Source organism: Halanaerobacter jeridensis, assembly GCF_016908315.1.
Taxonomy (GTDB): domain Bacteria; phylum Bacillota; class Halanaerobiia; order Halobacteroidales; family Halobacteroidaceae; genus Halanaerobacter; species Halanaerobacter jeridensis.
Genome location: NZ_JAFBDQ010000002.1, coordinates 131,488 through 157,723, shown reverse-complemented (window position 1 = coordinate 157,723; position 26,236 = coordinate 131,488). Strand labels below are relative to the sequence as shown.

The window sequence follows — 26,236 nt, the reverse complement described above, 5'->3', positions numbered from 1 at the left end:
ACTCCTCACTTTAAATAATTCTTTTAACCCGATTCTCTAATTCAGCCAAGGAAAATGGTTTAGATAAATAATCATCTGCTCCTAATTCAAAGGCCCGATTAATATCTTGGTCACTCTTCTTAGAAGATAAAATAATAATCTTTATTTTATGGGTTTGATTATTATTTTTTAACTGCCGAATCACCTCAAAACCATTGATTTTAGGCATCATTAAATCTAAAATTATTAAATCTGGTTTCTTTTCTGCAGCTAATTCAATTCCTGCGCGCCCATCATTACTATAATTAATTTTATATCCTAAAGAATTTAATCTAGTGCGGATTAAATCTACAATAATATCTTCATCATCCACAATCAATATTTCCTTGTCTTGTCTAACTTCAGCAACTTGTGAATAGATTTTAACTCTCCCTTTATCTTCTTGTTTAACATCATATAAAGCCTGATCAGCCTTATCTAATAAATCTTCAATTTTATTATCAGTGTCCTTAATTTCTGCTATACCACTACTAAAATTAATCCTGATATCTTCCTCCAATTTCACGCTTTTGAAATCATCATTATTAAAATTATTCTTCAAACGCAATAACACATGATAGGCTTCTTTAGCTGTAGTCTCTGGGAATAAAACTAAAAATTCATCTCCGCCAAACCTATAAACTTGGTCAATCTTGCGTAAATTATCATATAAAAATTGAGCAAAGTTTTTTAAAACTTCATCTCCTACTAAATGACCATAGTTATCATTAATCTCTTTAAAATCATCTAAATCTAAAAAGGCAATAGAAAATCTTTTGTCACCTCTACTAAACCTTTCCTTTTCTTCTTCGGCGCGTTCATGAAAATAATTTTTCGTATAAGCATCAGTTAATTGATCCTTAATTATTCTGTTTTTAAAATTATTATGTTTTTCCAAGACCCTCTCCACTCTAGCTTTCAATTCTTTCATATCAAAAGGTTTAGTAATATAATCATCGGCTCCTAATTCTAGTCCTTTCACTTTATCATCTACATCATTTCTACCAGATAAGAATATAATTGGTTCATTAAAATCAAATTCTCGTATCTTTTTAAATAAAGTAAAACCATTAGTTTCTGGTAGTATTACATCTAATAAAATCAAATCTATCTTTTCTTCTTCTAATATTTTTAGCCCTTCTTCTGCCTCTGAAGTGATTAAAATTTCATAACCATACTCTCTTAATACTCTTTCTAACATCTCTAATAGCAACACATCATCATCAATAATTAAGATTGTCCCACTAGTTGTGAAATTAGTATATTCTGAATCTGATAATACTTTCTCTTCTTCTGTAAAATTAGTTTTAGCTGGTTCATCTTTAGTTAATAGTTTTTGATAATTTTTATAGATTGAAGAAAAACCTTCTACTGCCTGCAAAATAACCTGGTCACTATCTTGAAAATCTTGGTCTAAAATTTCTTCATATTCTTCTCCTACAGCAGCTATACTAGCAAATCCTAAAGTAGCAGCAGTCCCTTTTACTGAATGAAAAAATTTAACTAACTCTTCTTTTCGATCAGTTGGGGCATGACTGTAATTATACCGTAGTAAATTTATTAATGCATTATGTATTTTATCTTCCATATTATTTAGAAAATTAGACCTACTCTTCTGCATAATCTCTTCTATTTTTTCTTCATCCATCTTCTCCACCCCCAATTTGTTTAGGAATAGTAAAGTAGAATATACTTCCCTCATTTAATTCTGATTCAACTCCAATTTCTCCTCCATGAGCTGCAACTATTTTTTTAGAAATAGCTAATCCCAAACCTGTCCCTTCAATTTGGTTTTTAGTAGAACTTCGACTCCTATAAAAGCGTTCAAATAAATTTTTCTGTTCTTCTTTAGCAATACCAATTCCTTGGTCTTTAACTTCTATTTTAAATCTTTCCTGATTACTATTAATACTAATCAGGATTTTGCTTCCTTTATTAGAATATTTAACAGAATTAGAAACTAAATTGGTCACTACCTGTTTTATTTTATTATAATCAGCTATTACTCTATTTTCTTCAGTCTCAAATTCAACCTCAAATTGATGGTCATCATGTATTTCATATAATTCTATTACTTCATTGACTATAGAATCTAAATTTATCTCTGCTAAATCAAGTTTTTGACCCCCAGTTTCTATGCGTTGAATATCTAAAAAATCATTAATTAAATTTTTCAAACGATTGGACTCCCGATGAATTAATTCTAAATATTGATTTCTCTTCTCTTCTGGCAAATCTCTTTCAATTAATAACTCTGTAAAGCCTAATACACTAGATAATGGAGTCCGGATTTCATGGCTAACAGTACTAATCAGTTCTGACTTCATATTATCTAGTTCTTTCTTATCGCTAATATCAACGTGAACCCCTACCACTCGTAATGGATTTTTATCTACATCTCTGGTTACTACCCGTCCTCGGCCTAAAACCCACTTCCAGTTACCACTTTTAGTGCGCATACGGTGTTCACTTTCAAAATGATCTGTTTTTCCATCTAAATGTTGATTCAACTTCTTAATTGCCTCTTGTTTATCTTCTGGATGAATCATATCTTTCCAAGTACTTAAATCATTTTTGATATTATCAGTATCATAACCAAACATGTTGGCCCACTGTTTATTAAAATCAACCTCATCTTCTTCAACATTCCAATCCCACAAACCAATATTAGCGCCCCACAAAGAAAGTTGTAATCTCTCTTGATTGCGTTTTAATTTAGCTTCATATTCACTCTGTTTTAAAGCATTACCAAATATCTCTCCAATAATCTGTAATAAATTAATTATATTATTATTCCAAGCTTTTTTTTCATCTACAGCATCAATCCCCCAAAAACCTGCTATTGATTCTTTACCAGGGATCGGTATCAAAATAGCCGATTTAATATCTTGTTCTTTTAAAGTCTGTTTTAAGTTTTCGGCTTGTTGCGGCAAATCATCAACATCAGATATCACTATATTCTCTAAATTATATAACTTATTCATAACCCACGGAAAAGTATCTAAAGGTAAATTTTGTAAATTATTAATTTGAGGACTTATTTCATCTTCACACCACTCCCAGGCATTATTCATTTCACCATTTGCTTGGTCAATTAAAAATATATAACTGCGGTCAGCTTTTAAAAGTTGTGCAATTGACTGCAGAGATTTATTTATTTGTTTATTTAATTTCTCATGATCTAAACTAATAAACTGAGTTGATAAATGGGCTATTAATCTCTCTAAACTAATTTGAAATTCTAATATATTATTGCTTTCTCTTAATTCATCTTCAGCTTGGCTTCTTTTAGTAATATTGCGCAGCAAAATAATTGTAATCAGGATCAATACTAAAGCCCCTAACACTACAATCCAAAATAACTTCTTATGTACTTCATAATAAGATTTTTTTTGATTAACTACTATACTACCATCTGGTAAAGCATCAGTTGCAATTTTAAATTTCTCCATCACTTGAGCATCAAACATGAATTTAGTTGCTTCTTCATTAGTGATTTTAATTTCTGCTGGCTTTTGTCCTCTTAATATTTTAATTGATTTTTGGGCTGCTTGAGTCCCGTGGTAGTAGCCGCTAACCAATTTACCACCTACAATTCCATGCCGCAAATAAAAGTCCCATACACTATAGATTGGTTGTTCAGTCTGATTAGATAAAAATTGTGCTGTCCTATCTGTTGGAATCACATCATTATTATCATCTTTAAATACTCCAGCTAATAAAATTATACTCTCTGCTTTCAAATTTTGAACGGTCTGATTAACCCGATTAATATTATTAAAGCGATAAATATTATAGTCGATTTCACTAAAAAATCCAGCCAATGCTTCATCAACTAACTCTACATTTTTAGAACCACTCATGCTTTTATCGGTAATTGCTACTATCTTATTAGTATTAGGATGTAATTTTAGAGCTGCCTCTATAGTATCTTCAAAATTGATTTTTTCTACTATACCAGTATAATCCTGATTTAATCTTTCATCTACAATATTAAAATTATTGACACCACAAAAGACAACTGGCGTATTGGAAAATAGTTCTTCTTTATAGTCTAATAAAAAATTTAGTGCATAATCATCTGAAGCAATTATTAAATCAAATTTTTTATCAGCATATTTTTTTCGATATATTTGATATAAATCCCTAAAATAATCTTCTGTATTATAATTTTTAGTATCTAAATATTCTGTTTTAAAACTAACTTCAAGATTTGCTTCTTTAAATTCATCTCTAATCCCTTGGTCAATTCTTGCCGTCCATTTATAATCTTTATGATAAGAATGCAATAATAAAATTTCTTTATCATTTAAGGGAGTATAATCAGCAGTGACTAAAGTTGAAAGGAATAACATCATAATTAATAATCCTAATATCAACTTAAGTTTTGTACCCTTCATCATTTAACCTCCCTTATTTAAAGGATCTCTTCTACCAAGTCTAATAACTGCATCGGGCTAAATGGCTTACTCAAAAAATGATCTGCCCCTTGTTCTAAAGCTGCTTCTTTCTCTTCTTGCTGTCCCTTAGCAGTCAAAATCACAATCTTAAAATCATCAACGATTCCCTGTTCTTTTAATTTACTAATCACCTGATATCCATCCATTTCTGGCATCATTAAATCAAGCAAAATCACATCTGGTTTATCCTTTTTGATCAATTCTAGAGCTAATTTACCATTAGTCGCCTCTGAAACTTCATAATCTTCTAATGCGAGGGTCTCTGTAATCAACATTCTCATAGTATCTTCATCATCCACTACTAATATTTTAGCCATCTTATCCCCCCCTGAAATTATTAATAAATATAAATTTGTCATTTATAATAAAATAAGTTCCTGCTTTAAAGCAGGAACTTATTTTATTAAATTTACTCTTTTAGCTGCTGGGCTACATTTTTAGCTAATTCAGCACAATCTGCAAAATCTTCTTCTGTAGCTGAACATTTTATCTCTACTGTAGGATTCACAGGCTCATAATTTAGATTATCAGCAAACTCTTCTAGTCGGGATACTGCTCCCCCACTCCAACTATAAGAACCAAAAATACCTAAAGTATGATTTCTAATATTCTTATTTTCAAGAATCCTTAATAAATAATCCATCTTTGGGAAAATGCCCATATTATAAGTACAACTACCCAAAATTAAGCCCTCATATTTCCAAATATCATTAATGATATGCGAGACATGAGTTTTAGATATATTATAAACTTTAATATTCTTAATTCCTTCAGTAGCAAGATTCCTAGCTATTTCTTCAACTATTTTTTGAGTGTTGCCGTACATGGAACCATAAACCATTACCACACCTTTTTCTTTTTCTTGTTTACTCCAACGGTCATAATCAGAAATAATTCTTTCGGGATTATCCCGCCAGACTGGTCCATGAGTAGAAGCAATAATTTCAATTTCTAAATCGGATAATTTAGAAATTGCCTTTTGCACCATCGGACTATACTTTCCTACTATATTAGAATAATAACGTCTAATTTCACTTTCATAATGTTTAATATTAACCTCATCATCAAAAATTCCACCATCTAAAGTACCGAACCCACCGAAGGCATCACCAGAGAATAAAGTCCCTGTCTTTTCTTCATAGGTCATCATTGTTTCTGGCCAATGAACCATTGGCGTTAAATGAAAATTAAGCTGATGCTCTCCTAAATCAATAGTATCTCTATCACTCACTACTACATGATTATCTTCAATTTCATAAAAATCTTCTAATAAATTCATTGTCTTTTGGTTCCCTACAATTTGAATCTCAGGGAAAGCTTCTTTAAAAGCTTTAATTGCTCCAGAATGGTCTGGTTCAATATGATTTATAATTAAATAATCAGGATGGCGACCACCAAGAGTATCTTTGATATTCTGCAAATAAGAATCAATATGAGTCTCTTTAACTGTGTCAATTACTGCTACTTCATCATCATCGATTAAATAAGAATTATAAGAAACACCATCTGGAAGAGGCCAAATCGCTTCAAATAATTCCGTAGTCCGATCATTTACTCCAATCCAATAAACATCATCTACTATTGGTACAACATTACTCACCAAAAATCAACCTCCTTAAATTAGCTTATATTAAATATTTGGTTTCATTGAGCTATACTTCTATTAAAATAACATAAGTCCTGCATCAGTGACTAAATTTATTATTTTTTTACAGAATATTTGTTTTTTAGTCTTGTTTTGTCAACATACATCCGCTGATCAGCTAAATTAATTAATTTTTCAATGGTATTAACTTCATTATCAGTTTCTTGATACTGTGCTAATCCATGACTCACAATAATATTATATAAGAAATCATCTCCATCATTAATTTCTTTAAATTTTTCTAATATTCTATTCCAAATATTTTCTGCTTGTTCTTTTCCACAACCAGGAAAAGAGATTAAAAATTCATCACCACCTAAACGCACTAAAGTATCTACACCTCTTATTTCAGATTTAATCACTTCTGCTACAGTTTTTATCATTCTGTCACCTTCATCATGTCCATAATTATCATTAACAAATTTCAAATTATTAATATCTACAAAACAAACTGTTAAATCAACACCTTGTCTAATCACTGTTTGCTTATCTCTTTCTAAAACTACCAATCCCATTCTACGATTATACACTCCAGTTAAAACATCATAGTTCGCATAAGTTATTAATTCTTTTTCGACTTGCTTACGTTCAGTAATATCAAGTACTATACTATCTATTCTATTTAATTCACCACTAAAGTCTCGAAATAAAATTCGATGTTCTTTGACCCACCGCTGTGTCCCATCTTTTTTATTAATCCTATATTCCAAATTAATTGCATCTAACTCTGGATTATTATTTATCTCGGCTTCTTTTCTTTTTATTTTATCTCTATCTTTATTAGTAATTACCTTAGTTAATAAATTAGGATTAGCATAAAAATCATCTTGAGAATAACCGTAGACCTGATAACAAGAGTTAGAAATATCTAATAATTCATCTTTTTTTAAATCAAGCGACCAAAAGACTAAATTAGTCTTAGTAAATATATCGTCTAATTTAGTAATCGCTGCTCTATACTTCTTAATGGAAAAAATCAAGGTGATTATTAAAGCACATAAAATCAAAAGTACAATTACTGCACTCCAAATCAAATTTTGATATTGATAATAAAAAGTATTGGGGCGATTAATAATTTGACTATTGTCAGGTAACTGTTCTTCTTTAATCTCTAGACGTTTTAATTCTTGATAATCAAAACTATATTCACTAAAAGTTTCTTTAATAATTGTTTTATCCTCTATAGTTCCTTCTAGTACCTTCCATGCTAAATCAGCTGTAGCCTTGCCTTTAGTAGAAGCAGATAATAAATGACCACCTACAATCCCACTTCCTAAATAAAACTGCCAAAAACTATAAATAGCTTGATTAGTAGAACTACTAATCTTATTCATTGCATCTTTAACTGCTAATAAATTACCTTCTTTATCATTGAGAATTAAACCTAGAAAAACAATACTTGCTTTTGGTAGGCTTTTCAATTCTTTTTTAACTTCTTCTATTGTATCTACTTTATAAATAGAAGTATCAATATCATAATTAGAGCTAGCTTCTTTAAAAATTTGATAAAACTTATCCCCTGTAATACTCTTAGAAAAAAATGCCACTATCTTCTCAGCTTCAGAATGTAGACTCAGAGCTAAACTGAAAGTGCGTTCTATATTTATATCTTCTGCAACTCCATAATAATTATGATAGCCCCTTAAAACTTCTTTATTAAAATTATTGACACCAGTAAAGACTACTGGGACACTAGCAAATAATTGCTGGCGATAATCAAGTAAAAAATCAAAAGCAAAATCATCTGTAGCAATAATTAAATCTATATCAATATTTTTATATTTGTGGGCATATAAATTATATAAATTTTGGGCATGAATAGAATCAGAAATTTTTTTAGCTCCCATAAATTCTTGGTGAATGACTACCTCTTTTTCTTCTAAACTACTAATAATTCCTTGCTGTAATTTTGCTGCCCATTCATAACTTGGATTATATGAATTTAAAATTAAAATATTTTTCTTAGTATCTGATTGAGATTTCACGCTTGGGGTCAAAATAACTATCATCAAAAACGTGATTATCAATACTCTACTCTTCATTTTCTTCTCACCCCCGCATGAGCCTTTAATAATACTATATTTCTACACCAAGTTATATTTTTCCTTTATTATCGACATTTTTAATAGAAAAAACATCAGAGAATGTTTTCTGTTTTGCCTAATCTAAACATAAATATAAAACTCCCTTAGATTTTAAAGTCTAAGGGAGTAATACTAATTATGTTCTGGTTTAGAAAAAGAAGTAGCAATTTTTTTAAATTTATCTTTTAACTTTATAAACGCATCTAGTACATCAGGGTCAAAATGTTCAGGAATTGTTCTGCCATCTCCTTCAGTAATTATTTGAACAGCTCTTTTGTGGCTATAAGCTGGTTTATATACCCTCCTATTAACTAAAGCATCATAAACATCAGCGATGGCCATTAATCTACCTCCAATTGGAATTTCTTCTCCCTCTAATCCTTGCGGATAGCCTGAACCATCCCACTTTTCATGATGAGTAGCAACTATCTCTCGAGCAAATTTAAGAAATGAATTACTGCCTAAATTTTCTTCTGCCTCTTCAATCGCATTCTTCCCATAGGTCGGATGTCTCTTAATTATTTCAAATTCCTCTGCAGTTAATTTCCCTTCTTTATATAAAATTTTATCAGGAACACCTACTTTCCCAATATCATGTAAAGGAGCTGTTTTATAAACCCATTCAATATTTTTATCAGTTAAGTAATCAGAAAAACGAGGGTTATCCTGTAAGTACGTTGCTAATAATTTAACATACTGTTTAGTCCGCATAATATGCTGACCTGTTTCATCATCTCTAGTTTCAGCTAAAGCAGCTAGACTTTGAATCGCAACCTCTTGGGTTTGAGATAACTTCTCTGTTCTTGCCTGAACTTTTTGTTCTAAAATATGATTTTGATTTTTCAAACGTTCTTTAGCCTGCTTTAGCTCTAAGTGATTTTCCACTCTAGCTTTTACAATTGGAATATTAAAGGGCTTCGTAATATAATCAATAGCTCCTAATTCTAAACCCTTTTGTTCATTGTTATTTTCACTCATAGCTGTTGCAAAAATAATCGGTATATCAGCAGTATGGGGGTTGTTCTTTAATTCCTTACAAACTTGATAACCATTCATCTGAGGAAGCATAATATCTAATAAAATTAAATCAGGTTGATTAGATTGAATTGCTTTTAAAGCAGTCTCCCCATCTAAAGCTACCATTACTTGATAATCGTCTTTGAAAGCTTCTAATAGAATATCAACATTGCTTTTTTCATCTTCGATGATCATAATAGTCTCTTCATTTTCTTTCATTATTATTCACTCCTTCAATACTCTCCAACAAACTATTCAATAATGTACTAGCTTCTTCAAATCTATAGTCATCAATTGCTGCTATTAAATCTTTTACTATATCTTCTTGCTGTTCTTCCCAATCATATCCTTTTATTTCATTAGCAATAGACTTAGCCTGATTAGCTTTATAATTTTTTAAATCACTTTGCAAATCACTAATTAAATTCTTTACTTCAGCCAATTCTATTTTTTTTGCATCCTCAGAAGTTCTAGTATGAAGCTCTTCATTATCTGCTAATTGCTCTAAAACTATTTCTAATTCTTGATAAAATTGCTCTAGTTCTGATTCAAAACCCTGCCCCTCTTTCAAAGCAGAATCAAATTTAATTAAAACTTCATGTAAATCAACTGCTCCTATATTACCTGCCAGCCCCTTCAGAGTATGAATTAATCCTTTTAATTCTTCTAACTCATTTTGCTGCACTAATTTTCTAATCTTAGCAGCTATATTTTGATAGTCCTGATAAAAATCTATTAAAATATTTTTATAAAGCTGATAATTGCCATCTACTCTTTTTAAAGCAGATTCTACATCAAAAGCTGTTAAATCTTTTAATCCCTCTACAGAAATAGATTCTTGAGAACTATTATCATCTTTAATAATCTTAGTATTAGTCGGCAGCCAGTTCTTAAGCACAGCAAAAAAGCTATCTAAATTTATCGGCTTAGTAATATAGTCATTCATGCCCATTGCTAATGCTTTTTCTCTATCTTTTTTTACTGCATTAGCAGTCATAGCTATAATTGGCAATTCAGATAAACCTAACTCTTGCCTGATCTTAACTGTAGCTTTATAACCATCCATTTTAGGCATTTGAATATCCATTAAAACTAAATCGAAATCTTCTTGTTGGATATACTCTAAAACTTCTTCTCCATTATCGGCTACTTTAACTTCAGTATTAACTTTATTCAAAATTTCTAATGCTACTTGTTGATTCATCTGATTATCTTCTGCTAATAATACCTTTGTCCCTGATAAATCTTCAAATTTGAAATTACTAACTGCTAAATTAGATCTATCTGATGAAGAAGAACTTAAAACATCAATAACTGTATCAAATAGATCAGACTGCGTTACAGGTTTAAATAAAACTTTATCTATATTATTTTTTTGGTCTTCTTTTAAATCTTCCCCAAACGCAGTAACTAAAATTATTTGAGGAACATTAGTTAAGTTTAACTCATTTTTAATGATTTCAGCTGCTCTTAATCCATCTAACTCAGGCATTTTCCAATCCATAAATATTAAATCATATTTTTCATCTTCTTTTAGCTCCTCTATTGCTTCTTGAGCTGTAGAAACTGCTGTTACCTCTAAATCAAAACTAGCAATTGATTCTTTTAACACTTTACGGTTAGTCTGCTTATCCTCTACAATTAAAATTTTCTTATCAGCTAATCCATAGTTTTGCAGTCTGTTCTTTAGTTGCGGCTGTTCTCCTAAGCCAAATTGAGCTGTAAAAATAAACGCAGTTCCTTTATTTACTTCACTATCTACTGTCATTTTTCCAGACATTTTTTCCACTAATTCTTTACTAATACTTAATCCCAGACCTGTTCCGCCATGTTTTCTAGTTGTAGAACTATCTGCTTGAGTAAACTTATTAAATAATTTCTGCTGTTCTTCTTCCGTCATTCCAATCCCTGTATCCTTAACAATAAACTTCAACTTTATTTTATCCTGGGTCCGATTGATAATTCTAACAATCAATCTGACTTCTCCTTCTTCAGTAAATTTAATAGCATTATTACAAAGATTTAATAATACCTGTCCTAAACGTAGGGGATCTCCAATCAATTTCTGGGGCACATGGTCTGTATCATAAAAGAAATCTAATCCCTTATCATATGCTTTCATAGCTACTTTATTAGATAAGTCATGCAACACTTCATCAAGCAAGAAATCTTTTTCTTCTAATTCTAATTTACCTGCTTCTATTTTAGAAAAATCTAATACATCATTAATGATCTCTAACAAAGAATTAGTTGAACTCTCAATCTTTTCTAAATAATTACGCTGTTTAGCTGACAAAGGAGTATCTAAAACTAAATAGATCATTCCTTTTATAGCATTGATTGGCGTTCGAATTTCATGACTCATATTAGCTAAAAACTCACTTTTAGCTTGATTAGCTATTTCTGCTTCTTTTTTAGCTGCCTCTTTTTCTTTCACTGATTTGATAGTCATAAACAATAATGCAGCTAAAACTAAAGAAATTAAAAGAGCACTTAATCCTCCATATATCAAGATTTCATCTTTATACTTATAATAAAAAGAATTTGGCTTGTTAACAATAATACTATCTTTAGGTAATTCACTTTGAGAAATATTAAATTCCTGTAATTTTTGATAATCAAACATATATTGATTAGTGCTATAGCGAGTAGAAGCAGTGATTTTGCGACCATACCCCTGCAGTATGTCCTCAGTAATTTCAGCAGCAATTTGCCCTTGACGCTCCCCACTAATCAATTTTCCACCTACTATCCCTTGACCTAAATAGAAATCCCATACACTATAAATTGGCACATGGGTATAGGGGGCTAATTTATTAATTGTTTCTTGGTAAGTATAAGTTTGATTTAAACGGTCACGATTAAAAGATAATAATAATACAGCCGTTCCCTCTTCTAAATCTCTTATTTTATTTTGTAATTCTTTCATACTAAATTCTTGCCAACGTTCAAAACTTAGCTTTTCTTTAAAATTAGGTAGGATTTGATCTAATTTCTCTCTATTAGCCTGCCCAGTAGGCGTATCATCATTAATCACAACAATTTTATTTAATTCATTATGAATATTTAGCATTAATTCTATTGTTTCTTTAATACTAGCTTCTTCAGTAATTCCTGTTATATTCTTTTGAACATCTAATTCATTTTTATTTAAATTATTAACACCACAAAATATTACAGGAGCATAAGGAAAAATGTTAGCCCCATAGTCTAACATGAAATTGAGAGCATTATCATCCGAAGTGATTATTAAATCAGGAGGTGATTTTTTATATTTCTGTTGATAAATCTTTTCTAGTTCTTGAGCCATTACTTGGTAGTCAAATCTTTTAGTATCCATATATTCAATATATAATTCATAATCAGACAGTTTTTGGTCTAAAGTATTTTTAATGCCTGTTTCAATATCTTGAGTCCACTGCATTCCTTGATGATAGGAATGTAATAATAAAATCCTGTTATTATTAAGATAATAATCATACTTTGCCGCAGAAAAATTACTTAATATTATTATCATAACTACTAACAAAAATACAATTTTATATAATTTAGACATTTTGCTTCACCTCCAAAAATACTTCTTATATCTTATTTTTCTATGTAATTATACAATATCCTTCGCAGTTAACTGAAAAATATAAAAATATGTCAAAATAACAGAAAAAACTCCAGGTCTAAATCCTGGAGTAAAACTAATAATTTTATTTTATTTGATTGATCTTACTCATAGCTAAGTGCTTCCACTGGTTCTAAATTTGCCGCTTTTAAAGCCGGATAAATACCAAAAAAGAGACCAATCACTAATGAAAAACTAAATGCAACTACTATTGACATTGGCACTATAATCATCGGCCAACCAGCTATTTGAGCAATGACTTACCTGAAGGGCAAGCCCGTTCAGGTTTCTTCATTCATTAAAACGAGCCTAATCTGAACCTACCGTAAATGGCAAGACAAATCAGGTCTTACAGTTTCTAGACCAGCCAAAAGACTGGTTGAGGCAACTTACAACGCCTCCAGAAGCTTTAATTCCCGTCAGCCCGACGGTAATGTATTATATTTTTTTACCCTTTGTGAATTTATAGAGCAGCTTGGTTGTCGCTTGCTCTTTATCGTAGGGGTTCATTTTTTTGACTTATATTTAGTATATCTTATTTTAGAAATAATATTCAATTATTTTTAAAATGTTGTCATTCAGCCCAAAGGCAAGCCCATTAGGGTTTTCTGACAACTAATATAATAACACTGCTGTATAATTATTTAAAGTTTCCTGCAGTAGCTGACTTTGCTGATTATAGTATTGTTCCTGCGCCTCTAAATAATTAATTTTTGCTTCAAGTTTTGCTCGTTTTGAATTTGTTGTCAAATTATCAGCTCGGCTCTTTTGATAATCAAATTTAGCATTTTCTAACTTCAATCCAGCAATTTCTAACTCACTATTTTCTGCTAATACTTTCTCAATCGCTGTTATAATTTCTAATTCTTCAGCAGCAGAAATAGTTGTGGGAGATAACAAAATACTACCTACTAAAAAAAGCACTATAAATTTATTCTTAATTGATAATCGCAAGTTGGCATCCCCTCCATCTCAATTTACTATAATTATACTATACTCTAATTAAATATACATTAACACTAGATTAAAATTTGATTAGAAATTTTAACTTCGCTTTTGTAATAATTATACAAGCAAGCAGCAAAACCTTGCAAAAAAAATAAAAAAGCTACTGGAAAAAGAAACTATTTTCCAGTAGCTTTTTTATCAACTTACGAAGATAAATCATTTTTTATTAACAGCAAATTCATATTCAGTTTTGGCCTTATATTTTTTATCTTGATTATAAACTTTAGTGGGAAAATTAGGCTCATTAACTGCATTAGGATAATCTTGAGTCTCCAAACAAAGACCTAATCTCGGCTTAGATTCCCTTCCTACATTTAATTTCCCTTCGGTGCCAAGCTTATTCCCAGAATAAAAAACCACAACTGCTTGGTCAGTGGAAATCTTTAAGATCCTTCCCGATTTTTCATCCTTTAATGCTATATTCTCTTCAGCCTCTTCTAAAATTAAGGGATGGTCATATCCATCTGTAAACTCAAGTTGTCGATAATCGCTATCTATCTCTTGACCTACAGACTTAAAATTTCTGAAATCAAAAGGAGTTCCGTTGACCCTCCTTATTTCTCCTGTGGGAATAGAATTTTGATCTAAGCAGAGAAACTGTTCTGCTTTGATTTTTAATTTATGCTCTAGAATATCTCTTTTAAATCCTCCTGATAAATTAAAATAACTGTGATTAGTTAAATTTATAATCGTTTCTCTATCTGCTTGGCCCTCATATTCTATGATTAATTTATTACCCTCTAATAAATATCTTACTGTAAAATCTATTGTCCCTGGAAACCCTCCTTCTAAATGGGGACTGCAATATTCTAATTCTATCCCACTTTCTATCTCTGTTACTTCCCAAACTCTCTTATCTAAACCGTGGGGACCACTATGCAGATTATTTTCTCCATCATTAGCTGTTAAATTATAGGCTTGTCCATTTAATTTAAATTCTGCCCCCTCAATTCTGCCTGCATTCCTACCAATAATAGCTCCAAAGTAAGGAGACTTTTGTTCATAATTAGCTAAATTATCAAAACCTAATACAACATTTTCTTTTTTTCCTTCTTTATCGGGGGCATAGATTTCTGTAATAATCCCACCATAATCCAGCACATTAACTTGTATTTTAGGAGTAATTAATTTATATTTACTTATTTTCTCACCTGTTTCTAAAGTTCCAAACTCTTCTTTTTTTATTTCCATCTTATCCTCTCCTAAACTATCAGGTGATTAAAGCTTACTTTTTATATCAGAAGCAATCCTCTCGGCAGTAAAACCAAATTGTTGAGCTACTTTCTCCCCGGCACCGCTTGCACCAAATTCTTCTACACTTACAATATGATACTTATCATTTAGTAATTGATGCCAACCGCTGCTGACACCAGCTTCAAGTACAACACGGAAAGTATCCTCGCCTAATACTTCATTAATATACTTTTCATTCTGTGCTAAGAATTTATCACGCTCCGGTACTGATACAACTTTAGTTGCTGTTTCTAATTGCTCTGCTACTTCTACTGCTAATGAAACTTCACTTCCACTAGCTAACAATACAACCTCTGCATCTTCTTGGCCCTGTACCACATAAGCACCTTTATCAAATCCAGCTAATCCATTATCTTTTTCTACATGAGGTAAATTTTGTCGTGTTAAAACTAAGGCAGTTGGCCCAGCAGTACGCTCCATTGCTTCTAACCAAGCGGCTTTAGTTTCTTCTTCATCAGCTGGTCTTAGCACCTCTAAATTAGGAATTGTCCGCAGTGCTTCTACGTGTTCTACCGGCTGATGTGTCGGACCATCTCCTCCAATATAAACTGAATCATGGGTGAAGACATAAACTATTGGCTGTTTCATCAAAGCTGCTAATCTAATAGCAGGGCGCATATAATCACTAAAGACCAAGAAAGTTGCTGCGAATGGTCTTAAACCACTGTGCAGAGAAATGCCATTGACAATTCCACCCATCGCATGTTCACGTACTCCAAAGCGGAAGTTGCGGCCCCCAAACTGTTCTGCTTGAATCTCATCATACTTATCAAGATAAGTTTTATTAGAAGGGGCTAAATCAGCTGAACCTCCTACTAAATATGGTACTTCATCAGCTATAGCCCGCAAAGTTGGTCCCGATGCTTTTCGCGTTGCTCGCGGAGTATCTAATTCTATTGCTCCTACTATTTTTTCTAAATGATCAGGTAATTCTAAATTATGAGCTTGGTCCCACTGCTCTTTCAACTCAGGATTTGCCTTGGCCCATTCTTCAAATTCTGATTCCCATTCTTTTCTCTGTTCTAATAATTCTTCTTTTCTTTCAGCAAAGAAATCTCTTACAGCATTAGACACATAAAATTCTTTATCTGTTGGCAAATCAAATTTATTTTTTAATCCTTGAATATCTTCTGTACCTAAAGGTGCACCATGTGCAGCACTAGTTCCTTCTTTATTTGGAGCACCATAAGCAATTTTGGTATTAGCATCAATTAAAGTTGGCTTATCACTTACCTTAGCTTCTGCAATTGCTTCTTTAACTGCATTAATATCATGACCATCAACATCTTCAATTACATGCCATCCATAGGCTTTAAAGCGATCTACAACTGATTCAGTAAATGTTATATCTGTAGAACCTTCAATCGAAATGTTGTTATCATCATAAATAGCAATTAATTTATCTAATTCTAAATGCCCGGCATAAGATGCTGCTTCAGAAGTAATACCTTCCATCATACATCCATCACCTAAAATAGTATAAGTATAATGATCTATAATTGTATGCTCTTCTGTATTATATCTATCAGCTAACATTCTCTCACTAATAGCCATTCCTACTGCATTAGTAAAGCCTTGTCCTAAAGGACCAGTAGTAGTTTCTACTCCTTCTGTATCATTATACTCAGGATGCCCTGGCGTCTTAGAACCTAACTGTCTAAAATTCTTTAAATCTTCTAAACTTAAATTATAACCTGTTAAATGTAAAAATGAATATAACCAAGCAGAACCATGTCCTGCTGAAAGAACAAATCGATCTCGATCAGGCCAATCAGGCGTTGTTGGATCAAAATCCATCACTTCTCCATATAATACTGCTCCAATATCAGCACAGCCCACAGGCATCCCCGGGTGTCCTGAACCTGCTTTTTCTACTGCATCTACTGCTAAACCTCGTACAGTATTAGCCACTTCTTCTAGCATTTTTTAGCCTCCCTATTCTTGTGCTTCTTCCCAATCATTTAAAAATCTTTCAATCCCAATATCAGTTAGTGGATGTTGAGACATCTTTTCAATAACTTCAAATGGAATCGTAGCAATATCTGCGCCAATTAAAGCTGCTTCTTTGACATGACGTGGACTCCTAATGCTAGCTGTAATAATTTCACTATCTAAATCATAATTAGTCAAAATAGTATTAATCTCTTCAATTAACTGCATCCCTTCATGAGCTCGATCATCTAATCTCCCAACAAAAGGACTAATAAATGTTGCTCCTGCTTTAGCAGCTAATAAAGCTTGATTAGCTGAAAATACCAATGTAACATTAGTCTTAATTCCGTCTTCTTCTAAAACTTTTACTGCTTTTAGCCCTTCTTCAGTCATAGGAATTTTTACTGCTACATTAGGAGCTAATTCTGCTAGTTCTCTTGCCTCTGTAATCATTTCTTCTGCTTCAAGACTAATTACTTCTGCACTCACTGGACCAACAACTAATTCACAAATTTCTTGAATTCGAGTATGAAAATCGACATCACCTTCTTGAGCTACTAAACTAGGGTTCGTTGTTACTCCATCAATCACACCTAAACTTGCTGCTTCTTTAATCTGTTCTAAATTTGCTGTATCAAGAAAAAATTTCATTTTAACCACTCCTATAAGTGAATTTTAGTTGTTTACATCAAATTTTTTGATTAATTCATTCAGCTCTTTTACCATCTCGTTTAACTCTCTACTTGAATCAGATACTTGTTGAATAGATTGACTTTGTTCCTTAGTAGCTTCTGATATTTCTTGACTTCCATTCAAAATGTCTGAACTACTATCAGACACTTTATTAACCCAGTTGTTAATATTATTAATCTGTTCAACTATTTGCTTAAATAGTTCTTCTGTCTGATTAATATTCTGTACTCTATTCTTGATTTGGGTATTATTTTGAGCAATAATTTCTACTGCTTGATCAGTTTGATTAGTTAATTGACTTATAGTGGCTTCAATATTATTAATAGAGTTTTGAGTTCTTTCTGCCAATTCCCTTATTTCATGTGCCACAACTGCAAAACCTTGTCCTGAACTTTTATCTTGATTATCCCCTCCAACTCTTGCTGCTTCTATTGCCGCATTTAAAGCCAATAAATTAGTTTCTTCAGCTATATCTGCAATTACTGTAGTTATATTTTCTATCTCAGAAGAAGTCTTTTCTAAGTCTTTTATTAATTCTGTAGCCTTTTCTGATTTAGCTAAAGTTTCTTTGATTTCTCTTTGTGTATAATTCATCTTATCCAATCCATCTCCAGCTAAATCTATTACTTCTTCCGTTTTATCAACCATTTTTTCAGTAACTCGATCAGTCTCTTTGACTTTCGTTGTAAAATCCTGACTAGTTGCAGAAATTTCTTCAATAGAAGCTTCAGCTTGCTGACTAGTTTCATTTAATTTATCACTAGTACTTATCATCTCTGACCCTACATTGTTAATTCCATCTATTATCTGATGCAATATTTCTGTCATTTCATTAACTGCTTGTTCTAAATCACCAATTTCATCACTACGATGCAATTCCAATCTAGCATTTAAATTACCATCTGCTATATTTTTAGTGTGAGAAATAATCTTATTTAATGGTTCTAATAATAATCTCTTCATACTATAAGAAAGAACAAAATTAATGATTACTAAACTAACTATTAAAACAATCGCTATCCGAAAGAAAATATCTCCCATAATACCGTTAACTAAGTTTTCTGGTACTCCTACAGACCAAATTCCAATAATTTTCCCTTTTTTATTTTTAATAGGTCTATAGGAAACATGATAATTATTTTTATCTATCTCTCTCTCATCATAAAACCTATTACCTTGATTTAATACTTGCTCTTTCATTTCTTGAGATAAAGATTTGTTGTTCTCAATATTAGTATTTGCTAATTGATCGTTTTGAAAAATATTAACATACATTTGTTGACTTGAATTTTCATTCATTAATGAACCAGCTATATTTTGAGCAATTAAAAAACTACTTTTAATTGGAATATCACCTTTATAAAGTTGCTCATTTTTTATTTTCCAACTGCCTGGATATTGAATATCCAATATTTTATACCCAGTTTCTAGGTTCCGTTGAGCAGTTTGTAATGATATTTGACTTACTAATACTTCATTAACTATAAATAATGATATGAGAATTACCACCATTAAAGTCAAAATAAAAAATAAATTTATTTTTTTCTTTAATGAAGTATTGAATCCTATCAAATAATTTACCCCCTCTTTACTACTACAAACATGATTCTTATTTAACTTGGATTCTGGACATAGATATATTCATTTGAGCATATTATCTCTATGTCCAGAAATAATCATTTTACTCTCCTTTATTTCGAGTAGCTACATCAAACCAAACTGCTAATACTAAGACTAAGCCTTTTACAATTTGCTGCCAATACATAGGTGCCCCCATTAAACTCATTCCATTATCTAAACTAGCCATTACTACAGCACCAACAACTGCTCCTAATACATTTCCAATACCTCCTGCTAAACTTGCTCCTCCAATCACACAAGCTGCAATAGCATCAAGTTCTGCTCCATCACCTGCAGATACAGAAGCAGCATTCAACCTAGAACTTAATAAAATACCTGCAATGGCAGCCATTAATCCATTTAACATAAAAATAATTAGTTTGCTTTTTTTAAGTTCAATTCCTGATAACTCAGCCGCTTCTTCATTACCACCAATTGCATAAATATGACGACCAAATACAGTATTTTTAGTTATATAAGTGAAAATAGCCATTGCTACAAGTAAAACAATAACTAATACTGGAATCCCTTGATAGCTATTTAAAATCATAACAAACATTGCTACAAGTAAACTAGTCAACACAATTTTAATAATTTCTAAAGTTAAGGATGAAACTTCAAAGCCATGTTCTTTTTTCTTCTTTCTTTTATGCAAACGATAATAAATTATATAAGCAATTAAGCCTAAACCTAAAACATTACTTACCATTTCCGGTAAATAGCCACTTCCTAAATAATTAAAAGCTTTACTTAAAGGAGAAATAGTTGTACCGCCAGTAACACCTAACAAAACTCCTCTAAATCCTAATAAACCTCCCAAAGTAACAATTAAAGAAGGAACACCACGGTAAGCTATCCACCAACCATTCCATAATCCTATCAACATACCAATAACTAGAGTAGAAACAATAGTTAAAAATGGATTTAAACCAACCCACACATCTAAGATACCAACTATACCACCACATAATCCTAATACTGAACCAACTGATAGGTCAACTTCTCCTAAGATGATTACTAAAACCATACCTACTGCTAATACAGAAGTAATTACAGATTGTCTAAATAAATTAGATAAATTTCTAGAAGTTAAAAAAGTTCCTTTAGTTAAAAAAGTAAATACGACCCAAATCCCTACTAAAGCAATTACCATCATGTAAGTTTTAATATCAAAATTGAAATTAGATTTTTTCAAGCCTAAAAAACCTTCTTCTTTTTTTGCTTCTTTCATATTTAATTCCCTCCCGTAGCAGCCATCATTATTTTTTCTTGCGACACTCTAGTCTCACTATTATCAAATTCACCAGCAATTTCCCCTTGACTTAAAACTAATATTCTATCACTAACTCCTATTACTTCCGGCAATTCAGAAGAAATCATAATTATTGCTACTCCTTGCTTAGATAATTCTTGAATCAGTTTATAGATTTCATATTTTGCTCCTACATCAATTCCTCTAGTTGGTTCATCTAAAATTAGTACTTCCGGCTGAGTCATTAAGTTTTTACTTAGCACAACTTTCTGTTGATTTCCTCCACTTAATTTAGAAACTTTTTCTCTAATAGAAGGGGTTTTAACATTTAATTTATCTATATAATCTCTCACTTTAGATATTTCTTGATTATGATTCAATGATAATGACTCTTTGAAATCTTGTAAGGCTGCCAAAGAAGTATTTTCTTTAACATCCATAGTTGGAATCAAGCCAAATCTTTTTCTATCTTCTGATACAAGTGCTATCCCCTGATTTATAGCATCTTTAGGTGAAGTTATTTCAATTTTATTTCCCTCCAAATAAATTTCGCCTGATTTTTCACCAGGAAAAGCTCCAAAGATACTATTAACTAATTCAGTTCTTCCTGCACCTACTAAGCCAGAAAATCCTAAGACTTCTCCAGCCTTTAATTCAAAATTAACATCTTTAACTACAAATTGATCTGGATTTTCAGGATCGACAACACTATAATCTTTAACTTCAAGTACAGTTTCTCCAATATCAGTTTTTCGCTCAGGAAATCTTTGATTAATTTCTCGTCCTACCATCATTTGAACTATATCTCTTTTTTCTAAATTATTAACTTTATCACTCCCTACTGATTCCCCATCTCTTAATACTGTTACAGAATCACAAAGTTCAAATACTTCATCTAATTTATGAGTAATATAAATACACGTTACTCCTTCATCACGCAAATCATTTAATATATCAAACAAAATTTCTGTCTCACTATCAGTTAATGAATCTGTTGGTTCATCCAAAATTAAAATTTCAGCATCTTTAACTAGTGCTTTTGCAATTTCAATTAATTGCTGTTTTCCCATACCTAAACTTTTAACTTTGGTACGGGGATTGACATTTTCTAATTTTAATTTATTAATCCATTTTTCAGCTTTTTTATACATTAGATCCCAGTCTATAATGCCATTAGTTTCTATTTCGTTCCCCATAAAGATATTTTCAGTTACATTTAGATCTTCAAACACAGTTAATTCTTGATGAATAACAGCTATTCTCTGCTCTTCTGCTTCATTTATATTGCTAAACTTTTGTTCTGTACCTTTTAGTAACACTTGTCCTTCATAACTTTTATAGGGATGTACTCCACTTAACACTTTAATCAAAGTTGATTTCCCTGCACCATTTTCTCCACACAAAGAATGAATTTCCCCTTCTTCTACTTGAAATGAAACATGGTCTAAAGCTCTGACCCCAGGAAAATCTTTGATTATATCTTTAGTTTCTAATATATATTCCACGCTGACCTCTCCTTTCTTAAATTATAGTACTAAGAGGGTTTGACCCTCTTAGTACTATGGCTTTTTAATTATTCCTGTTCAGGCCATTTACTCTTAGGCACACCCTTATAAACTTCTTCCATTGTATGATATCCACTATCAATAATAGTTTCTTTCATATTATCCTTATTAACTAAAATTGGTTCTAATAGTAAAGACGGCACTTTTATTTGCCCATTATCAACTTTAGCATTAGTATTTACTTCTTTACCTTTAGCTAATTTAACGGCCATTTTAGCACCCTGCTTTGCTAACTTATTAATCGGCTTATAAATAGTCATTGCCTGTGTGTCTTTAACAATTCTATTACATCCTGCAACAGTAGCATCTTGTCCAGAAATCACTACATCTCCAGCTAAACCTTGAGCTGATAGAGCTTCAATTGCTCCGCCAGCAGTACTATCATTAGAAGCAACTACAGCATCAATATCATTTCCGATTCTAGTTAAAGCATTTTCCATAATACTCATTGCTTCTTGAGGAGACCAATTTTTAACCCACTGGTCACCAATAACTTCTATATCTCCATTCTCTATATGCGGTTCCAAAACATTCATTTGCCCTTCTCTAAACATTTTAGCATTTGGATCTGTAGGAGATCCACCTAACAAAAAGTATTTCCCTGTAGGTTGTCTTTCTAATACAGCTTTAGCCTGCATCTCTCCTACTTTTACATTGTCATAAGAAATATAAGCATCAGTTTTAGCATTCTGCACCATGCGGTCATAAGCTAAAACTTTAACACCTGAAGCATGAGCTTCTTCTACTACACTACCCATTACTTTACCATTATGAGGAATTATAACTAACACATCTACACCTTGAGTTAATAAATTCTGAGCTTGAGAAACTTGTTTTTGGTCATTACTATTAGCAGATAAAACTTTCACTTTAGCCCCTAATTTTTCTGCTTGCTTAACAAAAGCTTTCTTATCTTTTTGCCATCTTTCAAGTCTTAAATTATCCATGGAAAAACCAATTACTAATTCATCATCACTTCCGCCACCAAGCCAATCAAACATCCCAGCATTAGTAACTGTAGTAACTCCAAATAACATTGTCAAAACCAAAGCAAATGTTAGAATTTTCTTAATATTCATAAATAGTTCCCCCTTTAGGTTTAAATTAATCAATTATTAATTCAAGCAAACAAATTTAATCTTCTAAATAGATTAATAAAAACTACCACCTCCATTAAACTTGAGCTAAGTCCTTGAAATCATCCTTCAAACTAGTATACAACTGCTTATATAGATTATAGTATTTTTCATAATTATCAGAATTTTCAGAAATTGGTGCTACAGTTTTTTCAATTTTCAGAATATTACTAGTTGCTTCTGCAAAATCATCATAGATTCCTACTCCTACTCCTGCTATTAATGCAGCCCCAAAAGCAGGTCCTTCTTCTATATTTAATAAACTAATTTCTTCTCCTAAAATATCTGCTAAAATTTGCTGCCACAGATCACTTTTAGCCCCTCCACCAATTACTCTTACTTCATCAATTTCTACTCCTTGTTCCTTAATCAGTTCTAATGAATCTTTTAAACCAAAACTAACTCCTTCCAATAAGCTACGGACAAAATGCCCCTGTGAATGTTTGCCTGAAATTCCAAAGTAAACTCCACGGGCATTAGCATCAGCATGAGGAGTTCTTTCTCCGTATAGGTAAGGAAGAAAGATTAATCCCTCGCTACCTGGGTCTACATCAGCAGCTAATTGATTTAATTTATCATATTCAAATTGGTCATTATATAAATCTTCCTTTAACCAACGATAAGACATTCCAGCAGATAACATGACTCCCATCAGATACCAACTATTAGGCTGAGCATGATTAAATAAATGCATTCGTCCTTCTTCGTCAGCACTAGGATTATTAGTTTGAGCTACTACAGTACCAGAAGAACCTATACTAACCATCACTCTTCCTTCTTCAACAATCCCACTACCCACTGCACCACAAGCGTTATCAGCTCCCCCAGCTACTACCGAAGTCTGACTACTAAGCCCTATTTCTTGGGCTACATCTTCTTGTACTTGTCCTACTATATCTATTGAATTAATCACTGGCGGAAGTATATCCGGATCAATTTCTAATTTATCTACTAACTCTAAGTCCCAGTCTTTTGCTCCCACATCAAGTAGTAAAGTACCTGCTGCATCTGAAACTTCTGTATGAATTTCTCCTGTTAGTTTATAACGAATATAATCTTTAGGCATCAAAACATAATTAACTTCTTCATAGTTAGATGGTTCATTTTCCTTTAACCATAATATTTTGGGAGCAGTAAATCCTTCTAAAGCAGGATTAGATACATGTCCAATTAATTCTTCTAATCCACCAGCTTTTTCTTCGATTTCTCGACACTGTTTAGTTGTTCTTGTATCACTCCACAAGATTGCTGGTCTAATAACTTCCATTTCATCATTTAAAAAGACTGAACTATGCATCTGTCCTGAAAAACTAATCCCCTTTATTTGCTTGGCATCAATATCACTATCATTTATCAATTGTTTAATTACTTTCTTAGTAGCCTCCCACCAATCTTTGGGGTTCTGTTCTGCCCAACCTGATTGGGGAGTCGCTAAAGGATACGATTCTGTACCTTCAGCTATAATTTCTCCTGTTTGAGAGGTGAGTAAAGCTTTAACTCCACTAGTACCTACATCTAGTCCCAACAAATATTCCATTTTAACACCTCCAGAATTTCATTAACTTTCTATTAAATACTGATTAAGAATACTCTCTAACATTTCTTGTCGACCTGAAGAATTAACAATTTGATTTTCTTTCGTGTATTCTGCTAACTCTTCAAAGCTAGTTTCTCCAGCAACAATTTTCTTTCCAATTCCGCTTTGATAACTGCTATATCTTTCTTCTACAAAATCTTCGAGAGCTTTATCTTCTAATAATTTATGTGCTACCTCTAATCCTCTAGCAAATGTGTCCATACCTGCAATATGACCATGGAATAAATCTTCTGGTTTAAAGGAAGGTCTTCTTACTTTAGCATCAAAATTAAGTCCTCCTGGTTCTAAACCACCACTTTTTAATATTTCATACATTGCTAAGGTAGTTGCATAAATATCAGTAGGGAATTGATCAGTATCCCAACCTATCAATTTATCTCCTTGATTAGCGTCAACACTCCCAATTACATTATTCGCTCTAGCATAATGTAATTCATGCTGAAAATCATGTCCTGCTAAAGTAGCATGGTTAGCTTCAATATTCATCTTGAATTTATCCTCTAATCCATATTTTCTTAAAAATGCTAATACATTTGCTACATCAAAATCATATTGATGTTTAGTTGGCTCTTTAGGCTTCGGCTCAATTAAGAACTGACCGTCAAATCCTATTTTTTCAGCATAATCAACTGCCATTTCAAAGAATCTAGCCATATTATCTTGTTCTAATCCCATTTTTGTATTTAATAGGGTTTGATATCCTTCACGTCCTCCCCAAAAGACATAATTTTCGCCACCTAATTCTTTAGTTATTTCCATTGCTTTTTTGACTTGAGCTGCTGCTCTAGCAAATACATCAGCATTAGGAGAAGTTGCCGCCCCATGCATATATTTAGGTTCTACAAACAACTGAGATGTTCCCCATAATAAATCAATTCCTGTTTGATCCATCATTTCTTTAATTAATTCTACTATTTCATCTAAATTTTGATTAGTTTCTTTTAAACTATCTCCTGTTGGAGCAATATCGCGATCATGAAAACAGAAATATTCTACTCCTAATTTATCCATAAATTCAAAAGCTGCTTTGACTCTTGTTTTGGCTAATTGCATCGGATCATTAATATCATCCCAAGAACGCTGCATTGTCCCTACTCCAAAAGGATCACTACCATCTTCAGTTAAGGTATGCCAATAAGCTACTGAAAATCTTAGATGCTCAGCCATTGTCTTATTCCCAATCTTTTTTTCTGGATTATAATATTTAAATGATAACGGATTATCAGAATCTACTCCTTCATACTTTATTTTTGAAATCTTTGAAAAAAACTTATCCATCTTATCTCCTCCTTATTATTTTTGCCTCTAGTTAATTTAAGGCTTAAATTAAGTTACTAAA

18 protein-coding genes are annotated in these 26,236 nt (G+C 31.8%); all 18 read right to left on the bottom strand.

Features of this window, described 5'->3' with window-relative positions:
• Positions 1–10 precede the first annotated feature (10 nt).
• Positions 11–1,666 (bottom strand): response regulator, encoded by a 1,656-nt coding sequence (locus tag JOC47_RS02495; protein WP_204700394.1) that lies wholly within the window; start codon positions 1,664–1,666, stop codon positions 11–13.
• Positions 1,659–4,418: an ABC transporter substrate binding protein gene (locus JOC47_RS02490; RefSeq protein ID WP_204700393.1), complete on the bottom strand. Its 2,760-nt coding sequence runs from the start codon at positions 4,416–4,418 to the stop codon at positions 1,659–1,661. The genes JOC47_RS02495 and JOC47_RS02490 overlap by 8 nt, the downstream gene beginning before the upstream one ends.
• Before the next feature lie 17 nt (positions 4,419–4,435).
• Positions 4,436–4,795 (bottom strand): response regulator transcription factor, encoded by a 360-nt coding sequence (locus JOC47_RS02485; RefSeq protein WP_204700392.1) that lies wholly within the window; start codon positions 4,793–4,795, stop codon positions 4,436–4,438.
• A gap of 92 nt (positions 4,796–4,887) precedes the next feature.
• Entirely contained in the window at positions 4,888–6,078 is a 1,191-nt protein-coding gene (locus JOC47_RS02480) for an oxygen-binding di-iron domain-containing protein (protein ID WP_204700391.1), read from the bottom strand.
• A 101-nt stretch (positions 6,079–6,179) separates the two neighbouring features.
• The gene (locus JOC47_RS02475) at positions 6,180–8,165 is read right to left on the bottom strand and encodes a diguanylate cyclase (protein ID WP_204700390.1); all 1,986 of its coding nucleotides are present in this window, start codon (positions 8,163–8,165) and stop codon (positions 6,180–6,182) included.
• Positions 8,166–8,339: 174 nt separating this feature from the next.
• Positions 8,340–9,443, bottom strand: coding sequence for a response regulator (locus tag JOC47_RS02470; RefSeq protein WP_204700389.1), 1,104 nt, complete (start codon positions 9,441–9,443; stop codon positions 8,340–8,342).
• Positions 9,430–12,780 carry an ABC transporter substrate binding protein gene (locus JOC47_RS02465; RefSeq protein WP_204700388.1) on the bottom strand — a complete coding sequence of 1,117 codons (3,351 nt, stop codon included), beginning with the start codon at positions 12,778–12,780 and terminating at the stop codon, positions 9,430–9,432. Before JOC47_RS02465 ends, JOC47_RS02470 begins: the two co-directional genes overlap by 14 nt.
• Positions 12,781–12,944: 164 nt before the next feature.
• A complete protein-coding gene (locus tag JOC47_RS15620; RefSeq protein WP_275579353.1) occupies positions 12,945–13,073 on the bottom strand; it encodes an ABC transporter permease in 129 nt (42 codons plus the stop codon).
• A gap of 382 nt (positions 13,074–13,455) precedes the next feature.
• Positions 13,456–13,794, bottom strand: a complete 339-nt coding sequence (locus JOC47_RS02460) for a hypothetical protein (protein WP_204700387.1) — start codon at positions 13,792–13,794, stop codon at positions 13,456–13,458.
• Positions 13,795–14,004: 210 nt separating this feature from the next.
• Positions 14,005–15,039 (bottom strand): aldose epimerase family protein, encoded by a 1,035-nt coding sequence (locus tag JOC47_RS02455; RefSeq protein ID WP_204700386.1) that lies wholly within the window; start codon positions 15,037–15,039, stop codon positions 14,005–14,007.
• Between the two features lie 27 nt (positions 15,040–15,066).
• Entirely contained in the window at positions 15,067–17,025 is a 1,959-nt protein-coding gene (gene tkt, locus JOC47_RS02450; protein ID WP_204700385.1) for a transketolase, read from the bottom strand.
• A gap of 12 nt (positions 17,026–17,037) precedes the next feature.
• On the bottom strand, positions 17,038–17,685 hold the full coding sequence (gene fsa, locus JOC47_RS02445) for a fructose-6-phosphate aldolase (protein ID WP_204700384.1): 648 nt from the start codon (positions 17,683–17,685) through the stop codon (positions 17,038–17,040).
• Between the two features lie 24 nt (positions 17,686–17,709).
• A complete protein-coding gene (locus tag JOC47_RS02440; protein WP_204700383.1) occupies positions 17,710–19,299 on the bottom strand; it encodes a methyl-accepting chemotaxis protein in 1,590 nt (529 codons plus the stop codon).
• Between the two features lie 109 nt (positions 19,300–19,408).
• On the bottom strand, positions 19,409–20,578 hold the full coding sequence (locus tag JOC47_RS02435; RefSeq protein WP_204700382.1) for a sugar ABC transporter permease: 1,170 nt from the start codon (positions 20,576–20,578) through the stop codon (positions 19,409–19,411).
• Between the two features lie 2 nt (positions 20,579–20,580).
• Positions 20,581–22,104, bottom strand: a complete 1,524-nt coding sequence (locus tag JOC47_RS02430) for a xylose ABC transporter ATP-binding protein (protein WP_204700381.1) — start codon at positions 22,102–22,104, stop codon at positions 20,581–20,583.
• A 68-nt stretch (positions 22,105–22,172) separates the two neighbouring features.
• Positions 22,173–23,243 (bottom strand): D-xylose ABC transporter substrate-binding protein, encoded by a 1,071-nt coding sequence (gene xylF / locus JOC47_RS02425; RefSeq protein WP_239550873.1) that lies wholly within the window; start codon positions 23,241–23,243, stop codon positions 22,173–22,175.
• 94 nt (positions 23,244–23,337) lie between these two features.
• Entirely contained in the window at positions 23,338–24,837 is a 1,500-nt protein-coding gene (gene xylB, locus JOC47_RS02420; RefSeq protein WP_204700380.1) for a xylulokinase, read from the bottom strand.
• A 21-nt stretch (positions 24,838–24,858) separates the two neighbouring features.
• On the bottom strand, positions 24,859–26,175 hold the full coding sequence (gene xylA, locus JOC47_RS02415) for a xylose isomerase (RefSeq protein ID WP_204700379.1): 1,317 nt from the start codon (positions 26,173–26,175) through the stop codon (positions 24,859–24,861).
• Between the last annotated feature and the right edge of the window lie 61 nt (positions 26,176–26,236).

What these genes read in the sequence shown, in the direction of transcription:
- JOC47_RS02435 (WP_204700382.1), bottom strand. Translation starts at nt 20,578, where the DNA reads ATGAAAGAAGCAAAAAAAGAAGAAGGTTTTTTAGGCTTGAAAAAATCT.
- xylB (WP_204700380.1), bottom strand. Translation starts at nt 24,837, where the DNA reads ATGGAATATTTGTTGGGACTAGATGTAGGTACTAGTGGAGTTAAAGCT.
- JOC47_RS02455 (WP_204700386.1), bottom strand. Translation starts at nt 15,039, where the DNA reads ATGGAAATAAAAAAAGAAGAGTTTGGAACTTTAGAAACAGGTGAGAAA.
- JOC47_RS02490 (WP_204700393.1), bottom strand. Translation starts at nt 4,418, where the DNA reads ATGAAGGGTACAAAACTTAAGTTGATATTAGGATTATTAATTATGATG.
- JOC47_RS02495 (WP_204700394.1), bottom strand. Translation starts at nt 1,666, where the DNA reads ATGGATGAAGAAAAAATAGAAGAGATTATGCAGAAGAGTAGGTCTAAT.
- JOC47_RS02475 (WP_204700390.1), bottom strand. Translation starts at nt 8,165, where the DNA reads ATGAAGAGTAGAGTATTGATAATCACGTTTTTGATGATAGTTATTTTG.
- JOC47_RS02485 (WP_204700392.1), bottom strand. Translation starts at nt 4,795, where the DNA reads ATGGCTAAAATATTAGTAGTGGATGATGAAGATACTATGAGAATGTTG.
- tkt (WP_204700385.1), bottom strand. Translation starts at nt 17,025, where the DNA reads ATGCTAGAAGAAGTGGCTAATACTGTACGAGGTTTAGCAGTAGATGCA.
- xylA (WP_204700379.1), bottom strand. Translation starts at nt 26,175, where the DNA reads ATGGATAAGTTTTTTTCAAAGATTTCAAAAATAAAGTATGAAGGAGTA.
- xylF (WP_239550873.1), bottom strand. Translation starts at nt 23,243, where the DNA reads ATGAATATTAAGAAAATTCTAACATTTGCTTTGGTTTTGACAATGTTA.
- fsa (WP_204700384.1), bottom strand. Translation starts at nt 17,685, where the DNA reads ATGAAATTTTTTCTTGATACAGCAAATTTAGAACAGATTAAAGAAGCA.
- JOC47_RS15620 (WP_275579353.1), bottom strand. Translation starts at nt 13,073, where the DNA reads ATGATTATAGTGCCAATGTCAATAGTAGTTGCATTTAGTTTTTCATTA.
- JOC47_RS02470 (WP_204700389.1), bottom strand. Translation starts at nt 9,443, where the DNA reads ATGAAAGAAAATGAAGAGACTATTATGATCATCGAAGATGAAAAAAGC.
- JOC47_RS02465 (WP_204700388.1), bottom strand. Translation starts at nt 12,780, where the DNA reads ATGTCTAAATTATATAAAATTGTATTTTTGTTAGTAGTTATGATAATA.